Here is an 18585-nt window from a genome sequence, read left to right on the forward strand (position 1 = left end):
CAAAGCCTATTTATCCCAGAATGCATTCAAAACACCGCAAAGAAAGTCGTCTAAAAACAAAACATTGGATGCGTGTTTTGAACGACTTAATTCTTAAGATCCTGTATATGAGATTCAGCAAAGGAAAAAATGTGGTTGCATGATGAATTGAGTTAGAAAAATTCGTTCACACGATTTGTGCCCACAGGGTGAACAACCGTTTTATTGGTTATTCATCGTATTAGTTTGTTTCCCGGAAAATAGTTTGTCTCCAGGAAAACTTTGTTGTACTGACACAATGCGTTATAGGCAGGCCCGGATATATACCCGTTATCTTTCAAGTTGCTTCTTTGCTGGCTGTACTCGCTCACTCTGGTCACATAGTTCGCTATGCTCCCGGGGATTCGCTCCCTTGCCGTCGTGATGCATCTTGAAATCCATAGGGTATAAAAGAGCATATCACTGGCTATAATGATGTTGTTCTGGGAAGAGAAATTGATCTGGGACTTTATTTCGATTGGACACATTACCAGCAATTGTTACAGGAGCAGAAAGAATGACTCTCTTTATACTGTTGTTAGTGTTGGCGTGGGAACGAGTTTTTAAAATGGGTGACCATTGGCAATTGGAGCACCGTCTTGAGCCATTGTTTACCGATATGAAATCCTTTTCGTTATGGAAAAGCCTTTTGATGACGTTAGCAGTCATGCTGATAACATGGCTACTGATTGAAATATTAAATGATTTTATGTTTGGTGTTCTTGAATTGGTGTTATGGGTGTTCATTTGTTTGCTGTGCATCGGAGCCGGGCGCTTACGGCATGACTATCGTGAATATTTTCGTGCTGTTCGTCAGGATGATAGGGAACAACAAAGAGAATGTCTTACGCGTCTCGCCATTATTCAGGGTTTACCCTCTGATGCCAGCAAAGAGAGTATGCTACGAGAGATACAAAATGCATTGCTATGGATAAATTTTCGCTATTATCTGGCACCGATTTTTTGGTTGATTGTGGCGGGTAAATTAGGTCCTGTTGCTTTGATGGGATATGGCTTTTTGAGGGCTTATCAGGGATGGTTAGCGCAATATGGTACTCCGGTTCAGCGGGCGCAATCGGGTGTTGACAGCTTGTTGCATTGGTTGGATTGGGTTCCTGCTCGTCTGGCTGGCGTTGCCTATGCTTTATTAGGGCATGGTGAACGGGCTTTACCGGCGTGGGTTGCTTCTCTTAGTGATTTAAGAACTTCACAATATAAAGTGCTCTGTCAGCTTGCTCAGTTTTCATTAAGTCGTGAACCCCATCTTGATTCAATTCAAACGCCTATTGCTGCGGTGATACTGGCGAAAAAAGTGACGTTCTCTATCATCGTTGTCGTTGCTTTACTGACGATTTATGGGGCGTTGGTTTGATTCGTTGTCTTAATGACTCTGATTTGTTCGGGTTTTATTCATCCCGTGTATGGCGTTGTTTGACTTACTTTTAGCTATTAGAGCCGGTTTATGCAGCGCCGACTGGCGCTGCAACAATCGCAATAACAACAATCGCAATAACTAAGCAGAGGGTTCGATGAAGCTAACATCCGACCACACGGAAATGACCGCGACGGCTCTGGCTAGCCCGCCGGCACCGTCAGTCTTCAACAGAACCGGTACAACAGACACTTGCGTTGATGCCATGTAGTTATCGTTCCCTTGTTTAACATATCTTGCGTTCTCTCCTTCACCTCTGTGCCCGGTACTGAGTGATAAGGGTCTATTGGCAAAATCGAAGAACGCGAAGGCGACCTGATCTATTGACGAGGCCAGCGCATGCGGTTTGCCCGGCACGAAGGGGCCATCGATCCGGTAGAGTAGGCGTGAATTTTGAAATACCTCGTCATCACCGGAACAAGTGCTGTTTATCCCGATCTGTCTGGCCGACGCCAGTGTCTCTCCCGCCTGTTTACCGGCTCTTTTCACTGTTCCCCAATCCACCGATGACGGAGTAAGCACTACTGCACAGGTGGACGGCTTTTTGACCGGTGAAAGGATAACCGTGGTCCACAGGGGGTTCGGTATGCTGCTGGAACCCGATACGGCCGTTGAAGCCCAGCCGATAGAGCCCACAGACAAATAACTTCCACCGGGTTTTGCATTGAAATTCCCGTCATGGTCCGGGTAAATGGCTCCGGTCACTGAGCGAACACTGATATCAACCAGACCGTTGGCATCCGGGACGCAGGGAATGTTAACGCCAGCATTTCCTTTGACCAGACTGGCTGATTGATAAGTATTGGGTGAACCATGCGTCTGGCAAGAGAGTGACGATTGCCCGATATCAACCATAAAGTCGCCAGCCTTTCCTACCCGGACGCTACCCGGTGACGACAAAGAGATCAATGAGCCGGTCCCCGATCCCACGGTGTAGGCCATAAACTGGGTCTCGGGGGGAACGCGGCAGGTTGTCGACCGGTCAAAAGGGCCGCTGGTGGTATAACCCACGATTTCATCCCGTGAATAATCACGCTTATCTTTATTGTTCGGCATCATGGCATAGCCGGTGACATTGCTAACCTTACTCCCCAGTTCAGTCCCGCAGTCCTGATAAGTCTCAGCCGCCTGGAGGGGTAATGCGGTCAATAAAAGTCGGTCTGTACGTTGCCGTTGCTGACCGTCACCCCTTTCGCCCCGGGTGCGCGGACTAATACCGGCTGGAGATGGCCGTTAACCAGCCTGAATTCGATCTCGCGGTTGTCCACCCGATTCTGGTTCATGTAGACATCCACCAGATAGCGCCCGGGGGCGATATACCCCGCGTTTTCATACGCTGAGAGATCGACATGACTGCGTTCATCATCAGTGCCCATCAGGAACGCCGGATTAAAGTATTCCCGCGCTGAGGCGGGCAGGGCCGTTGCCGTCAGTGAACACAGCAGACATAGGTAACCGGACGTTTACCGTTGAGTTCACAGGTTGGCTGTTCCAGCGTTAATGCCAACGTCAGTTCTGCTGTGTTGGGGCTTGCTCCCCCGGGCAGGGGGATGGTACAAAGCAGACCGGCCAGTGTTGTTTGTCTGATAAGGGTCCACGGTTTTAACATTACGGTATCTCCCCGTGATAGGTGGATTCGCCGCCAAGGTCATTAATCACCGTCCAGCTCACTTTGGCCGGGTAATGTGCCCCTTTGAACGGAAAAGCCAGTGCCGAGAACGGAGAAACCATGTTCTCTTTCTGTTGTTTCGTCATCAGCTCTTGGCCGCCCACTTTTAAGGAGGCGAAGGTGATGTAATAGGGTGACGGATTCGTGACCGTTATCCCTGCGGCTGTCGGTTTGAAGCGCAGTGAACCAAACCCTTGCTCCGAAGAAACCGGCAGCCCTGACGGGCGATACATCAATTTAATTGTGTGGGCCAGAGCAAACTGTATTCCGCCGGAGACACTCTGGCGGGAATGTTTGTCGGATTCAGTACTTAATGGGATGGCCTTCGCAGTAAACCAGAACAGGGATTCACGGTCGGTCGGCAGGGCCTGACCAGTTTTGATGATACGGACCTGATTCTGGCTGCCGGGCTCCATACGAAACAGGGGCGGTGTTATTACAAACGGAGCGGCCTTCTTCTGCTCAGGAGCGGTATTGACCGCTACTTGCATCAAATAGACGGTCTCTTTACTGCTGTTGCGCAGTGAAGCGGTGGCGGCGTGACGGTCCGCTGGGTAGATAATGCGGGTGGCATCAATACTTACCCCTCCAGCCTGCGCGGCGGTGACCGTGCCGCCTAATAAACTGGCCACCATCATTGCTGTCATGAATTTTTTCACTGAGTCACCTGAATGTGTCTGTTTTGGTATTGCGTAAGTAAGAATTGGACCTCCCTGTCCAATTCCACTGCTATGTGTTCCTAGTGCCTAACGGAGTGGATTATTGATAGGCTATTGCTACAGTCAGGGTCGCAGAGGAGTCTTTTGCGGTCACCGGGGTTGAACCAACCTTGACCAGTCCTGCCTTAAGCGTGATGGCATTATCAGCAGCATCAGCTAGCGCACCGCTAGCTTTTAGGTTTGGTACCACTTGTACATTATCAGCCTTCAGGCTAACCGCATAATCAACGATTGGATTACTACCCTCTTTAAGCTGAAAGTAGTCGTTTCCTTGTGCTGCACCTGTAACTGTCAAATTAACTTGTGCAATGGAGTTCTCGCTCTTCCATTTTTGATTACCAGGGCAGCCTTTCACTTTAATCTGGACATCTTGCTCATCTACTACTGCCTTACTAGCAGCACCATCCAAGGCTGATGTCAGAGCCGTAAGATCGACCGGAGGCATTGTGTCAAACTCACAAGTCCCTGCGGTCACTTTAGAGTTCACTGTCAGGTTACCAGCACCACTAACAGTATCTGCCATAGCCTGCGACATCCCCCCAGGCACAGTGCTGCTGCCACACAAGTCTTCAAAATTTGCTTTTTCATTTCATCTATTCCTTATCTACATCATCTATTTACATACATTTTGCCTAAAACAACACCATGACAGATTAAACAACCGGGCCGCTGGCGCGGTGCATTTACTGGTCATTTAGAGTTATTTTGTTCGGTTATTAACTATATGAAATATATGAATATTAATATTCACATAACGAAATCACTTCTGCCTTATGCCATTTGATTTCAGGATTTCAGCCTGTTGCATAAGAAAATGAATATCAAATCGCTCAAAAAACGACCTCAAAACAGGCCGTAATATCCATAACGAAAGAAATAATTTCCTTTTGTAATTAAAAAATTAAGTAATTTTTTACAAAATAATACAAAAAATCGCTTTTAAGTGATGAAATTTTCCGTATATTGCCCCGGCGGTTGACAATAACCGAACAAAATAACTCAAATGTTCGGTTTTTTGTCCCATATCAGAAACTGATGTCATTGAAAGCCACACCGCTACTTTGAGTAACGCTTTTCCTCGTTCTTACACCTTCTTACCCTTGCGCAGAAACACGACTCTCCAGAATCACAAAAGCATTACATTAATTACTCTTATTGATTTTCAGTATTGAGGGGATTGATTAAGACCTGATATCAGGTTCGTTTTGAGCCATCATCTTCAATTCACTCTGTATTGAAATTGACCGGCATTGTGCGGGTATATTGAGTTGAGCTTTGAAAGGTACCCGGAGTAAACCGTTCTGTGTTTGTCATACAATCTTCACAACAAACTATCGCGGTAAACCATGTGATGGCAGGATGAGAACAGTGACCAAGTAACATATACTGCTTGCTGTTTACTGTTTGAAGATATTCAGGTAAATGATGGTTTTTTTCTTTTTCTATCAATAAATTAATGATAGCTTTCAATGATTATCACTCTGATTTATCTATCACTTTGAACCATATTCTGTCTATTTAGTGATAAAAAATTATTGTCATACGATAACTTTTGAAGTACTTTAACGAAAGTTTAGTTAAACATGTATATGGAATGACACAAAATGTGTGGTGAACAGGAGTTTGAAACTAATCCCAGAATCAAGCTACTCAGCTTTCTGGCTATTATTATTGCTTCTGTTATGGCAATTGGTGATATCGGGCTTCATATTGCGTCTTGGTCATTATGGCATGATACCACTCGTCAGGCTGTTCTTCAGGCGTATAGCGATCTTATGCCTGCATTGATTGCAAAAGGATTTAAGCAATCTTTATTAAGCCAAGTACTTTATATCTCGCTGGATACGATACCTCGGATCATATCAACCGCTTCTTATGTATTAATCGGAATTTTGTTTTTCCGGTTTGCTAAAGGTGAAATATGGAGTGACCGCAATATTGCCGTTTCATGTATTATTGGTTTCTTGATGATTCTAGAGCAACTTCTCTACCCTGTGATTAATATGTTACAAGGAATGGCGTTATCTGTGGATTTAGTGAAAGGGCAACGGGTATTTAGTTTTTCGTTTGGCGTTAATTCAGAATCTCTGTTTATTATTATGTTTGGTGTGTTCCTTCTGATATTTAGCTTAATTATGCGTGAATCTAAGAAGATAAGCGATGAGCAGCGTTATTTTATCTGAGAATCATCATGAGTATTATAATAAGGTTGGATGTGATCTTAGCAAAAAGGAAAGTAAAGTCTAAAGAACTGGCTGCCATTATTGGTATTACTGAGCAGAATTTATCATTGCTGAAAAATGGCAAAATAAAAGGTATCCGTATTGAGACGCTGGAAAAAATTTGTCAGCATTTACAGTGTCAACCTGGAGATATATTGGAATATGTGGAAGATGGAGAGGATAACCGCTAATACAATAAATAAAGTCATTGTGTGTCTTTTGGTATCTTATAAGATAGAACTTTATATTCATTAGCCAGTTTTAAATACATGAAAATATTAATTATTTCATGTTTTTTATCTAGCCTGTTACTCTTTGGTGTTAATGATTCACCAATAAAACAGGTTTCTCCTAGCGATAAGAATATATATTTCTCTCTGGGGGGATATTGTTCTGATATTCCGTGGAATGCCAGAAAGATAAAATGCATATGTAGATATTATTTACTCGATCATAAGAAATGATCTCTCTTTTTATATAGTTTTTCATTTAAGTTAAATTTTTATAAAAAAAACAGCAATTCAAGGATGTTAACAATGAGTAAATTTTTTATTGCTTTATCCTCAATATTTGTGATTACAGGGTGTTCTTCTATGCCACGGCTTACTGATAGCTATATTTCAACCTGTGATTATTTTGAATGTAATGTCAAGGATATAGTTTCAGGCAGTGAAGTTAAAATAGATAATATACGTTCTACTCCTGATATTTACCGGGATATCTCAATCCAAGATAGACAAATTATACAATCTGGTGGAAGGCGATCTTTTGAAGATAAGAGTTACCGTATTGGGGGGACTTTTAAATTCTAATTTAATTTCTTTGGTTATTTTTTTATTTTTAATTAAGGTATTGTTATATGAATTTTATAAGAAAAATAGCTGTTATCCCTTTATTTACCTTATTTACTGTATTGGCGGGTTGTACATCGTGGGAAAAACCAGGCGCAACTAAGTATGAAAGAGACAGGGATTACGCTGAATGTAAAGCATTGGGTTATTCTCAGTTACCATCAGACTGGACCAGCGAAGTCGTTCATTCTTTCGAGACAAAACATTTTCCCTGTAAAGATAAAGACGAAAAGGAAGACAAATCCTGTAATCATTACATTACTGTGCCGAAAACTGAGGTTAAGCGTTGGGATAAAAATGAATCGTCAAGGCGTTGGATAATTTCATCCTGTATGTATAGAAAAGGGTGGCATGAAGAGACGCGTTATTGGTTTTAATAATACCCGTTATCTTTCAAGTTGCCTCTTTGTTGGCTGCGTTCGCTCACCCCGGTCACATAGTTATCTATGCTCCCGGGGATTCTCTCCCTTGCCGTCGCGATCCATCTTGAAATCTATAGGGTATAGTCCATTTTTTTCCATCAGCAGGAGTTATGTGAAACTGTTGCTGGTGGTTCCTCACATATTTGTCATTATTCCTTTTTGATAGCTAGTTTTAGCCTCTCGGTTTTATTGATTTGAGCTACATTTATAACCTGATGGTATGCATTTGTATTTAAAATCAACAGGTGATGATTTGGTCGCTATATTTTTTTAATAAAGATTCAACTATTTTCTTGCTGTAACGATTCACTGTACCTATTTATACGTTCATAAAGGTTAGGTTAAAATATTACCTTAGGATGTTTATTAACCTATTGGTTGTCAACTTTTGCTAATTTTTAAAAAAAATTGTTAAAATTTGCAGGTTTTTATGATTTGGCACAAGGTCTTTATGGACAGTTGGTGAATACTTTGTTACTTTTATGGCCCGGTAGTTTAAATTGGTATTACCAATTGACTTTGGCAAAGACCGAAACAGCGTTTATCCATATGTAGCTACCTTAAGTAGGCGCTATTGATGTAGGCGGTTTGAATATTGCCCGGGTTCGAAACGACAAACAAAATAGCCTCATGAGATAGGTTCTAACTGGCTTGGTTCTAACTGACTTATAGTAAATATGGCTTATAACAAAATCCGCCAACCAAAATTATCAGATGTTATTGAGCAGCGTCTTGAACATCTCATCCTTGAAGGATCTGTGCGTCCAGGGGAGAAGTTGCCGCCTGAACGTGAGTTGGCGAAACAGTTTGATGTGTCACGCCCTTCACTGCGCGAAGCCATTCAGCGGTTAGAAGCTAAAGGTTTTCTTTTTCGCCGTCAGGGTGGGGGGACGTTTGTTCAGAGTAACCTCTGGCAAAGTTTCAGTGATCCACTGGCACAACTACTGGCTGGTCACCCTGAATCTCAATTTGACCTCCTTGAAACCCGCCATGCTTTGGAAGGTGTTGCTGCCTATTACGCGGCACTGCGTGGAACTGACGAAGATTTTGAACGCATTCGGCAATATCACCTTGTTATTCAACAAGCTCAGGAAAGTGGTGATGTCAATGCGGAATCCGAAGCTGTTTTGCAATATCAGCTTGTCGTTGCCGAAGCTGCGCATAATGTCGTTCTCCTTCATTTATTACGCTGTATGGCACCTATGCTGGAACAAAATATCCGGCAGAATTTTGAGTTTTTGTATACCCGGCGGGAAACGCTGACGGCTGTCAGCGATCATCGGGCGAAGATTTTTGAAGCGATAATGGCGCGGCAACCGGAGAAAGCCCGTGAGGCCTCCCATCGCCATTTAGCTTTCATTGAAGATGTTTTATTGGATCTCAGCCGCGAGCATACTCGCCGTGAGCGATCATTACGACGTCTTCAACAGCATCAGGAATAAAATTAGCTGTGTGGATCTTGAAGTTTGCTGCGTTTGCACAGCTAAGTTGAGTCCCTTTACTGAGGGCGCTAGCGGCAACAACAGTGAGGGCCTATTTTCCAGTCATGACCGGCTGAACGTCAAAGGGTATGACGGGAAGATAGGCTCCAAAACAATCATTAGAAACAGATAACAGATAAGGAATACACCATGTCAGACATTTTGAAAAATGACGTGGATCCGATCGAAACTCGCGACTGGCTACAGGCGATCGAATCGGTCATCCGTGAAGAGGGTGTTGATCGTGCTCAGTTCTTGATTGATCAGGTACTGAACGAAGCACGTAAAGGTGGCGTGAATGTTGCGGCCGGTGCTGCTAACCGCGATTATATCAACACCATTGCTGTTGAGGATGAGCCTGCTTACCCTGGCAATCTGGATTTGGAGCGTCGTATTCGCTCTACTATTCGTTGGAATGCGGTGATGACCGTGTTACGGGCATCCAAAAAAGATCTGGAATTAGGGGGTCATATGGCTTCATTCCAGTCTTCAGCAACCATGTATGAAGTTTGTTTCAACCATTTCTTCCGTGCCCGTAATGAAAATGACGGCGGTGACTTGGTTTATTTCCAAGGTCACATCTCTCCAGGTGTCTACGCTCGTGCTTTCCTTGAAGGCCGTTTAACTGAGGAGCAGATGAATAATTTCCGTCAGGAAATTCATGGCAACGGTCTCTCTTCTTATCCGCATCCAAAATTGATGCCTGAATTCTGGCAGTTCCCAACTGTTTCAATGGGATTGGGGCCAATCGGTGCGATTTATCAGGCTAAATTCCTGAAATATCTGGAACACCGTGGTCTGAAAGATACCTCCAAGCAGACTGTTTATGCCTTCCTGGGCGACGGTGAAATGGATGAGCCAGAATCCAAAGGTGCGATCACTATCGCAACTCGCGAGAAACTGGATAATTTAGTCTTTGTTATCAACTGTAACCTGCAACGTCTGGATGGCCCAGTTACGGGTAATGGCAAAATCGTTAATGAGCTGGAAGGCATTTTTGATGGTGCAGGCTGGCAGGTGATTAAAGTGCTTTGGGGCGATCGTTGGGATGAACTGTTGCGTAAAGATACCAGCGGTAAATTGATCCAACTGATGAATGAAACGCTGGACGGTGATTACCAGACGTTCAAATCCAAAGATGGCGCTTATGTGCGTCAGCATTTCTTTGGCCGTTACCCAGAGACCGCTGAATTAGTCAAAGATATGACCGATGACCAGATTTGGGCGTTGAACCGTGGTGGTCATGATCCTAAGAAAGTCTTTGCTGCTTTGAAAAAAGCGCAGGAAATTACCGGCAAACCAACCGTTATCCTGGCTCAGACCATCAAAGGTTACGGTATGGGTGATACTGCGGAAGGTAAAAATATCGCTCATCAGGTTAAGAAGATGAATATGGAAGGCGTTCGCCATTTCCGTGATCGTTTCAATGTGCCTGTGGCTGATGATCAACTTGAAAAACTGCCTTATGTAACGTTTGATAAAGACTCTGAAGAGTACAAATATTTGCATGAGCATCGTGCAGCGTTGGGTGGTTATTTGCCAAGCCGTCGTACTCATTTTGAAGAGAAACTGGAACTGCCAACGCTGGAAGATTTTGGTGCGTTGCTGGAAGAACAAAACAAAGAGATTTCTACCACTATCGCTTTTGTTCGTGCTTTGAACGTGATGTTGAAGAACAAGTCAATCAAAGATCGTCTGGTTCCAATCATTGCTGATGAAGCGCGTACTTTTGGTATGGAAGGTCTGTTCCGTCAGATCGGCATCTACAGTCCTAACGGCCAGCAGTATACTCCGCAGGACCGTGAGCAGGTTGCTTACTATAAAGAGGATGCCAAAGGTCAGATTCTGCAAGAAGGCATCAATGAACTGGGTGCTGCTTCATCGTGGCTGGCGGCGGCAACGTCTTACAGCACTAATAACCTGCCAATGATTCCGTTCTACATCTACTACTCTATGTTCGGGTTCCAACGTATTGGCGACCTGTGCTGGGCAGCCGGTGACCAACAGGCTCGCGGCTTCCTGATTGGGGGTACTTCCGGTCGTACAACCCTGAATGGTGAAGGTCTGCAACACGAAGATGGGCACAGCCACATTCAGTCTCTGACTATCCCTAACTGCATCTCTTACGATCCAGCATTTGCTTATGAAGTTGCTGTGATTATGCATGATGGTTTAGAGCGTATGTATGGTGAGAAACAAGAGAACATTTACTACTACATCACCACGCTGAACGAAAATTACCACATGCCAGCAATGCCACAAGGTGCAGAAGAAGGTATCCGTAAAGGTATCTACAAGCTGGCAAGCTTGGAAGGCAGCAAAGGTAAAGTTCAGCTATTAGGTTCTGGTTCTATTCTGCGTCATGTTCGTGAAGCGGCACAGATTCTGGCTAACGATTATGGTGTGGGTTCTGATGTGTACAGCGTGACCTCATTCACTGAACTGGCTCGTGATGGTCAGGATTGTGAACGTTGGAACATGTTGCACCCAACAGAAACGCCACGTGTACCTTACGTTGCTCAGATCATGAATGAAACACCGGCAGTGGCTTCTACTGACTATATGAAGTTGTTCGCAGAACAAATTCGTAACTTCATCCCTGCAAGTGAATTCCGCGTATTGGGTACTGACGGTTTCGGTCGTTCCGATAGCCGTGAAAACCTGCGTCATCATTTTGAAGTTGATGCTTCTTACGTGGTAGTTGCTGCTTTGGGTGAATTGGCTAAGCGCGGCGAAATCGATGTGAGTGTTGTGGAAGAAGCAATCAACAAATACAACATTAACCCAGAAAAAGTTAACCCGCGTCTGGCATAAGAGGTAAAGAATCAATGGCTATCGAAATTAAGGTACCGGATATCGGTGCGGACGAAGTTGAAGTCACCGAAATCATGGTGAAAGTTGGCGATACAGTGGAAGCTGAGCAATCGTTGATCACCGTGGAAGGTGATAAGGCTTCGATGGAAGTTCCATCCCCTCAAACGGGTGTCGTTAAAGAGATCATCATTGCGGTTGGCGATAAAGTTGAAACCGACAAACTGATTATGATTTTTGATTCCGCGGAAGCGCCAGCAGCGGTAACATTGTCTGCGCGTATGGCAGAGCCAGAACCCGTAGCTTCCGCGGCTATGAAGGTTCATGTACCGGATATCGGCGGTGATGAAGTCGAAGTTACCGAAGTGATGGTGAAAGTTGGTGATGCAGTGGAAGCAGAACAATCGCTGATCACCGTAGAGGGCGATAAAGCCTCTATGGAAGTCCCCGCACCATTCGCAGGTATCGTTAAAGAAATTCAAATCAAGATCGGTGATAAAGTGAAAACCGACTCTATGATCATGATATTCGAAGTCGCGGGTGCAGCGCCTGCTGCTCCGGTTGCCTCAGCGCCAGCGGCTGAACCAGAGAAAGCGGCGGCACCGGTTATTGCTAGTAGAAGCTTCGCAGAAGAAGACAAAAATGATTTCGCTGAAAATAGCGCTTATGTTCATGCAACGCCGGTGATCCGTCGCTTGGCGCGTGAATTCGGCGTTAATCTGGCTAAAGTGAAAGGTACAGGGCGTAAAGGCCGTGTTCTGCGTGAAGACGTTCAGGCTTACGTGAAAGACGCGGTTAAACGTGCTGAATCGGCTCCTGCGTCAGCCGGTGGTGGTCTGCCGGGTATGCTGCCTTGGCCGAAAGTTGATTTCAGTAAATTTGGTGAAATTGAAGAAGTTGAACTGGGCCGTATTCAGAAAATCTCTGGTGCTAACCTGAGCCGTAACTGGGTGATGATCCCACATGTTACACAGTTCGACGAAACGGATATCACTGAAGTTGAAAACTTCCGTAAACAGCAGAATCAGGAAGCTGAGAAGAAACAGCTTGGCGTGAAGATTACTCCGTTAGTATTCATCATAAAAGCGGTAGCAAAAGCGTTGGAAGAGATGCCGCGCTTTAACAGCTCTATCTCGGAAGATGGTCAGAAACTGACGCTGAAAAAATACATCAACATTGGTGTGGCAGTTGATACACCTAATGGTCTGGTGGTTCCAGTGTTCCGTGATGTGAATAAGAAGGGCATCATCGAATTGTCCCGCGAGCTGACTGAGATGTCTAAGAAAGCTCGTGCAGGCAAACTGACTGCATCTGATATGCAGGGGGGATGCTTCACTATTTCAAGCCTGGGTGGTATCGGTGGCACAGCATTTACGCCAATCGTTAATGCACCAGAAGTGGCTATCCTGGGTGTATCCCGCTCATCAATGAAGCCGGTATGGAATGGTAAAGAGTTTGTTCCACGCTTGATGCTACCTCTGTCACTCTCTTTCGATCACCGTGTGATCGATGGTGCTGATGGTGCGCGTTTCATCACATTTATTAATCATGCGATGAGCGATATCCGCCGTCTGGTGATGTAATCTCAAAGGCCGGCCATGTGCCGGCCTGATTGTTATTGTGGTGACAGAGAGACGGCTTACATCGGGTGAGTTTGTTGCGAGTTCTGTCACGTTAACGCACTTTTCAGGTTATTAACAATTCTGTAAACTGCTCGCGGTGTGTAGGTCCCGGTGGAATATATCGTTTTTGGCGCCTGACCCGCCGGACAAACAATTAAGAGGTCATGATGAGTACTGAAATTAAAGCCCAAGTAGTGGTACTTGGGGCAGGTCCAGCAGGGTATTCTGCTGCTTTTCGTTGCGCGGATTTAGGTTTGGAAACCGTTCTGGTGGAACGTTACTCTACCTTAGGTGGTGTTTGTCTTAACGTTGGTTGTATCCCTTCCAAGGCATTGCTGCATGTAGCAAAAGTGATTGAGGAAGCTAAAGCGCTGGCAGATCATGGCATCGTTTTTGGTGAACCCAAAACTGACATCGAAAAAGTCCGTGTTTGGAAAGAAAAAGTTATTAATCAGCTAACCGGTGGTTTGGCTGGTATGGCTAAAGGCCGTAAAGTTAAAGTGGTTAATGGTTTTGGTAAATTTACGGGAGCTAACACGCTGGTTGTTGAAGGTGAAGGTGGCGCAACAACGATTAATTTTGATAACGCCATTATTGCCGCGGGCTCCCGTCCTATCCAACTGCCATTTATTCCTCATGATGACCCGCGTGTTTGGGATTCTACCGATGCTTTGGCGCTGACTACGGTTCCTGGCCGCTTGTTGGTCATGGGCGGTGGTATTATCGGTCTGGAAATGGGAACCGTTTACCACGCTCTGGGCTCTCAGATTGATGTTGTTGAAATGTTGGATCAGGTGATTCCTGCGGCGGATAAAGACGTAGTGAAAGTCTTTACCAAACGTATCAGCAAACAATTCAATCTGATGCTGGAAACCAAAGTTACCGTGGTAGAAGCCAAAGAAGATGGTATCTACGTCACGATGGAAGGCAAAAACGCACCAACAGAACCACAGCGCTATGACGCGGTTCTGGTTGCTATCGGTCGTGTACCTAACGGTAAAATGCTGGATGCAGGTAAAGCCGGTGTTGGCGTTGATGACCGCGGCTTTATCCATGTTGATAAGCAAATGCGCACCAATGTACCGCACATCTTTGCTATTGGTGACATTGTTGGTCAGCCTATGTTGGCGCATAAAGGTGTTCATGAAGGTCACGTTGCGGCGGAAGTTATTTCTGGTAAGAAACATTACTTCGATCCAAAAGTGATTCCATCCATTGCTTACACTGAACCGGAAGTTGCATGGGTTGGCCTGACTGAGAAAGAAGCGAAAGAGAAAGGCATTAGCTATGAAACGGCAACTTTCCCGTGGGCCGCTTCTGGCCGCGCAATTGCTTCTGATTGTGCTGATGGTATGACCAAACTGATTTTCGATAAAGAAAGTAATCGTATTATCGGTGGTGCTATTGTGGGTACTAACGGTGGTGAATTGTTGGGTGAAATCGGTCTGGCAATTGAAATGGGTTGTGATGCGGAAGATATCGCATTGACCATCCATGCTCACCCAACGTTGCATGAGTCGGTAGGTCTGGCTGCTGAAGTCTTTGAAGGCAGTATTACTGATTTGCCAAATGCGAAAGCGAAGAAAAAGAAATAATTTGTTAAATCGATCAATCTATTAATGTAATTTACCGAAGCGGCTTTCATTTATTGAAAGCCGTTTTTTTATCTGGTATGACCTGTTTGAGGAAACTCAATATAAAAAGTATGGCTTTTGTGGGTGCTACTGGCAAAAATCAGCGGAATAATCTGTTTTAATAGCTTTATCTGCTGTTAATTCAGAATATTACTATCAGTTAATGTTACTTTTCTGTGAACGAATTAACATCGCATTCAAATTTTGGTATGCTGAGCGCCCGAAGCTGGGCATAACTTGTTTTGCACTTGTTAAGTTATGCCGGCAATCCTCTGACCTGGCACCCGGAACCATAACTAACAACCTGTTTCAGGAGGGGCTATTTGTTGCGAAAACACATATTGGTTGCGCAAAGACGATAGCTTGATGAGACTGGTTCTAAGGTGGGTGCAGAGCCGGGTAGATAAAATGACAATGAGAGCGAGGAGAAAGTCGTGCTAGAAGAATACCGCAAGCACGTAGCCGAGCGTGCAACCCAAGGTGTCGTCCCTAAACCATTGGACGCGACACAAGCGGCGGCGCTGGTTGAGTTACTGAAGAGCCCACCAAAAGGTGAAGAAGATTTCTTGTTAGATCTGCTGATTAACCGTATTCCCCCCGGCGTTGATGAAGCGGCTTATGTAAAAGCCGGTTTTCTTGCCGCCATTGCGAAAGATGAAACTATTTCACCGCTAATCACGCCAGAGAAGGCGATTGAACTGCTTGGAACGATGCAAGGTGGTTATAATATTCATCCTTTGATTGATGCTCTGGATAATGAAAAACTGGCTCCAATTGCAGCTAAAGCGCTCTCTCATACTTTGTTGATGTTTGACAACTTCTATGATGTAGAAGAAAAAGCAAAAGCAGGAAATCCACAAGCCAAACAAATTATGCAATCTTGGGCTGATGCGCAGTGGTATCTGGAACGCCCTGAATTGGCAGAAAAAATCACAGTCACGGTATTTAAAGTAACGGGTGAAACAAACACTGACGACTTATCTCCCGCGCAGGATGCATGGTCACGCCCTGATATTCCACTGCATGCTCTGGCTATGTTGAAAAATGCCCGCGAAGGAATTACACCCGATCAAGCTGGGGTTGTTGGTCCAATCAAACAGATTGAAGAGCTGAATAAAAAAGGCTATCCGCTGGCTTATGTCGGTGATGTGGTTGGTACAGGTTCTTCCCGCAAATCGGCCACTAACTCAGTATTATGGTTTATGGGCGACGATATTCCCTTTGTGCCAAATAAACGTGGTGGTGGCGTTGTTCTGGGCGGTAAAATTGCGCCAATCTTCTTCAATACGATGGAAGATGCCGGTGCGCTGCCAATTGAGCTGGATGTGAACAAATTAAATATGGGGGAGGTAATTGATATCTACCCATATAAAGGGGAAGTACGTCACCACGAAACCAATGAGTTACTGGCTGAATTTGAACTGAAAACAGATGTCTTGTTGGATGAAGTGCGTGCGGGTGGCCGTATTCCACTGATTATCGGCCGTGGTTTGACCAGTAAGGCGCGTGAGTCTCTTGGTTTACCCTCCAGTGACGTCTTCCGTCAGGCGAAAGCGGTTGAAGAAAGTAGTCGCGGTTTCTCCCTGGCTCAGAAAATGGTTGGTCGGGCATGTGGCACTGTGGGTATTCGCCCTAGTGAATACTGTGAACCTAGAATGACCTCTGTTGGTTCTCAGGATACAACAGGCCCAATGACCCGTGATGAACTGAAAGATCTGGCGTGTTTGGGTTTCTCTGCGGATCTGGTAATGCAGTCATTCTGCCATACGGCGGCTTATCCTAAGCCAGTTGACGTCACCACTCACCATACCTTGCCTGACTTCATCATGAATCGTGGCGGTGTTTCTCTGCGTCCGGGTGATGGCATTATTCACTCATGGCTGAACCGTATGCTGTTGCCTGATACCGTTGGTACGGGCGGTGATTCTCATACGCGTTTCCCGATTGGTATTTCCTTCCCGGCGGGTTCTGGTCTGGTGGCGTTTGCTGCTGCGACGGGGGTGATGCCTTTAGATATGCCAGAATCGGTGCTGGTTCGTTTTAAAGGGCAGATGCAGCCCGGTATTACTTTGCGTGATTTGGTTCATGCGATTCCTTACTATGCAATTCAGCAAGGCCTTCTGACGGTTGAAAAGAAAGGTAAGAAAAACATCTTCTCTGGCCGTATCCTCGAAATCGAAGGTTTGCCAGATCTGAAAGTCGAGCAGGCATTTGAGCTGGCAGATGCTTCTGCGGAGCGCTCTGCGGCAGGCTGTACCATTAAATTGGATCAAGCACCGATTATTGAATACCTGCAATCCAATATTGTGCTGCTGAAATGGATGATTGCCGAAGGTTATGGTGATCGCCGTACTTTAGAACGTCGTGTAACGGGCATGGAGAACTGGCTGAAAGATCCTCAATTGTTGGAAGCTGATGCTGATGCAGAATATGCCGCCGTTATCGAAATCGATCTGGCTGAAATCAAAGAACCTATTCTGTGCGCACCGAACGATCCCGATGATGCCCGTTTACTGTCTGATGTGGCGAACAGTAAAATCGATGAGGTTTTTATCGGTTCTTGTATGACTAACATTGGTCATTTCCGTGCAGCCGGTAAATTATTGGATCAACATAAAGGTCAATTACCAACTCGCTTGTGGGTTGCTCCACCAACGAAAATGGATGCAGCTCAACTTACAGAGGAAGGTTATTACAGCATCTTTGGTAAGAGTGGGGCACGGGTTGAAATTCCTGGCTGTTCCTTGTGTATGGGTAACCAAGCACGCGTTGCTGACGGTGTAACCGTAGTTTCCACTTCGACTCGTAACTTCCCGAATCGTCTGGGGACGGGGGCGAATGTTTACCTGGCATCGGCTGAACTGGCGGCTGTGGCTTCTTTGTTGGGACGCCTGCCTACACCGGAAGAGTACCAGCAATTTATGGCTAAAGTTGATGAGACCGCGGAAGATACTTACCGTTATCTCAATTTTGATCAACTGAACCAATACACGGAAAAAGCGGATGATGTGATTTTCCAAACTGCGGTGTAATTGCGATACCAATGAATGGGAGGTAAAAACCTCCCATTTTAGATTGCTGGCTTTTAACGTTTCGACTATCACTGCTAAGTTTTTATCAATGATAAAACAAGTGTTAAGAAAGGTCGTTTTTTGCTTATCAGTGTGGTTTTAACATCTGGAAAAAAGACAAGCATATCGTTAAAAAGCAGATAAAAACTTTAATCATTAAAGGTAAAAAGTCGTGATTAACGATTTTTAAAAGTGGGTAAAAAATTCGATGCTATAACTGATATTAAAAGAGAAAGCATCAGGAGAAACGGATTTTGAATTGATTAATCAGGGAAGGAATAACAATATTAACCGTATTAAGAAAATTAACAGCGAAAAGAAAAAAACGTTTCGCGGCATTAAAAACTGTTAAAGAAATTGGTTTTTATTTTAATGTTATTAACAAGCCTATTGCTCTTTTTGGTTTTAAACTTAAAAAAATCAAAACAGAAAAGAACTAATTGTCGGCATAAAAAATTCACAGATAAATGATTTTACAGCACATGAACTGGGTTACTTACAGTATTATTATGTTGTATTTATTATGCAAAACCATGATAACTTAAATACCCCGGTTTAAACTGGTTTTATACTGTTTTAACCCATCCGATCGTTATATTTTTTTAATTTTTTTTCAATGAGATAGAAATGTCT

15 protein-coding genes are annotated in these 18585 nt (G+C 44.6%); 10 read left to right on the forward strand and 5 right to left on the reverse strand.

What is annotated here, in order from left to right:
• The first annotated feature begins 535 nt into the window (after positions 1 to 535).
• The gene (gene ampE, locus SLS51_RS17480; RefSeq protein WP_323839919.1) at positions 536 to 1390 is read left to right on the forward strand and encodes a beta-lactamase regulator AmpE; all 855 of its coding nucleotides are present in this window, start codon (positions 536 to 538) and stop codon (positions 1388 to 1390) included.
• 141 nt (positions 1391 to 1531) lie between these two features.
• Here ampE and SLS51_RS17485 read toward each other — a convergent pair whose 3' ends face one another.
• The 5 genes from SLS51_RS17485 to SLS51_RS17505 form a co-directional block, all read right to left on the reverse strand.
• Positions 1532 to 2599 (reverse strand): DUF1120 domain-containing protein, encoded by a 1068-nt coding sequence (locus SLS51_RS17485; protein ID WP_323839920.1) that lies wholly within the window; start codon positions 2597 to 2599, stop codon positions 1532 to 1534.
• A complete protein-coding gene (locus SLS51_RS17490) occupies positions 2596 to 2895 on the reverse strand; it encodes a FimD/PapC N-terminal domain-containing protein (RefSeq protein WP_323839954.1) in 300 nt (99 codons plus the stop codon). Before SLS51_RS17490 ends, SLS51_RS17485 begins: the two co-directional genes overlap by 4 nt.
• Entirely contained in the window at positions 2880 to 3059 is a 180-nt protein-coding gene (locus SLS51_RS17495) for a hypothetical protein (protein ID WP_323839921.1), read from the reverse strand. Before SLS51_RS17495 ends, SLS51_RS17490 begins: the two co-directional genes overlap by 16 nt.
• Positions 3059 to 3778, reverse strand: coding sequence for a fimbrial biogenesis chaperone (locus SLS51_RS17500; RefSeq protein WP_323839922.1), 720 nt, complete (start codon positions 3776 to 3778; stop codon positions 3059 to 3061). Before SLS51_RS17500 ends, SLS51_RS17495 begins: the two co-directional genes overlap by 1 nt.
• Before the next feature lie 100 nt (positions 3779 to 3878).
• Positions 3879 to 4385 carry a fimbrial protein gene (locus SLS51_RS17505; RefSeq protein ID WP_323839923.1) on the reverse strand — a complete coding sequence of 169 codons (507 nt, stop codon included), beginning with the start codon at positions 4383 to 4385 and terminating at the stop codon, positions 3879 to 3881.
• Between the two features lie 1057 nt (positions 4386 to 5442).
• Between SLS51_RS17505 and SLS51_RS17510 the strand changes: the two genes are divergently transcribed.
• The 9 genes from SLS51_RS17510 (at position 5443) to acnB (ending at position 17913) form a co-directional block, all read left to right on the forward strand.
• Positions 5443 to 6021: a hypothetical protein gene (locus tag SLS51_RS17510; protein ID WP_323839924.1), complete on the forward strand. Its 579-nt coding sequence runs from the start codon at positions 5443 to 5445 to the stop codon at positions 6019 to 6021.
• An 8-nt stretch (positions 6022 to 6029) separates the two neighbouring features.
• On the forward strand, positions 6030 to 6251 hold the full coding sequence (locus SLS51_RS17515; protein WP_323839925.1) for a helix-turn-helix domain-containing protein: 222 nt from the start codon (positions 6030 to 6032) through the stop codon (positions 6249 to 6251).
• A gap of 345 nt (positions 6252 to 6596) precedes the next feature.
• Positions 6597 to 6872 carry a hypothetical protein gene (locus tag SLS51_RS17520; protein ID WP_323839926.1) on the forward strand — a complete coding sequence of 92 codons (276 nt, stop codon included), beginning with the start codon at positions 6597 to 6599 and terminating at the stop codon, positions 6870 to 6872.
• 47 nt (positions 6873 to 6919) lie between these two features.
• A complete protein-coding gene (locus SLS51_RS17525) occupies positions 6920 to 7288 on the forward strand; it encodes a hypothetical protein (protein ID WP_323839927.1) in 369 nt (122 codons plus the stop codon).
• 722 nt (positions 7289 to 8010) lie between these two features.
• Positions 8011 to 8775 (forward strand): pyruvate dehydrogenase complex transcriptional repressor PdhR, encoded by a 765-nt coding sequence (pdhR, locus tag SLS51_RS17530; protein ID WP_323839928.1) that lies wholly within the window; start codon positions 8011 to 8013, stop codon positions 8773 to 8775.
• Between the two features lie 189 nt (positions 8776 to 8964).
• Entirely contained in the window at positions 8965 to 11628 is a 2664-nt protein-coding gene (gene aceE / locus SLS51_RS17535) for a pyruvate dehydrogenase (acetyl-transferring), homodimeric type (RefSeq protein WP_323839929.1), read from the forward strand.
• Between the two features lie 14 nt (positions 11629 to 11642).
• Positions 11643 to 13208 (forward strand): pyruvate dehydrogenase complex dihydrolipoyllysine-residue acetyltransferase, encoded by a 1566-nt coding sequence (gene aceF / locus SLS51_RS17540; RefSeq protein ID WP_323839930.1) that lies wholly within the window; start codon positions 11643 to 11645, stop codon positions 13206 to 13208.
• Positions 13209 to 13414: 206 nt separating this feature from the next.
• Positions 13415 to 14842: a dihydrolipoyl dehydrogenase gene (lpdA, locus tag SLS51_RS17545; protein WP_323839955.1), complete on the forward strand. Its 1428-nt coding sequence runs from the start codon at positions 13415 to 13417 to the stop codon at positions 14840 to 14842.
• Between the two features lie 473 nt (positions 14843 to 15315).
• Positions 15316 to 17913: a bifunctional aconitate hydratase 2/2-methylisocitrate dehydratase gene (acnB, locus tag SLS51_RS17550; protein ID WP_323839931.1), complete on the forward strand. Its 2598-nt coding sequence runs from the start codon at positions 15316 to 15318 to the stop codon at positions 17911 to 17913.
• Positions 17914 to 18585: the final 672 nt, after the last annotated feature.

The organism is Photorhabdus africana (assembly GCF_035181445.1).
Taxonomy (GTDB): Bacteria; Pseudomonadota; Gammaproteobacteria; order Enterobacterales; family Enterobacteriaceae; genus Photorhabdus; species Photorhabdus laumondii.

Coding starts and splice junctions, on each gene's coding strand:
- SLS51_RS17495 (WP_323839921.1), bottom strand. CDS start 3,059: ATGTTAAAACCGTGGACCCTTATCAGACAAACAACACTGGCCGGTCTG.
- aceF (WP_323839930.1), top strand. CDS start 11,643: ATGGCTATCGAAATTAAGGTACCGGATATCGGTGCGGACGAAGTTGAA.
- SLS51_RS17510 (WP_323839924.1), top strand. CDS start 5,443: ATGTGTGGTGAACAGGAGTTTGAAACTAATCCCAGAATCAAGCTACTC.
- lpdA (WP_323839955.1), top strand. CDS start 13,415: ATGAGTACTGAAATTAAAGCCCAAGTAGTGGTACTTGGGGCAGGTCCA.
- SLS51_RS17515 (WP_323839925.1), top strand. CDS start 6,030: ATGAGTATTATAATAAGGTTGGATGTGATCTTAGCAAAAAGGAAAGTA.
- SLS51_RS17525 (WP_323839927.1), top strand. CDS start 6,920: ATGAATTTTATAAGAAAAATAGCTGTTATCCCTTTATTTACCTTATTT.
- pdhR (WP_323839928.1), top strand. CDS start 8,011: ATGGCTTATAACAAAATCCGCCAACCAAAATTATCAGATGTTATTGAG.
- aceE (WP_323839929.1), top strand. CDS start 8,965: ATGTCAGACATTTTGAAAAATGACGTGGATCCGATCGAAACTCGCGAC.
- SLS51_RS17520 (WP_323839926.1), top strand. CDS start 6,597: ATGAGTAAATTTTTTATTGCTTTATCCTCAATATTTGTGATTACAGGG.
- ampE (WP_323839919.1), top strand. CDS start 536: ATGACTCTCTTTATACTGTTGTTAGTGTTGGCGTGGGAACGAGTTTTT.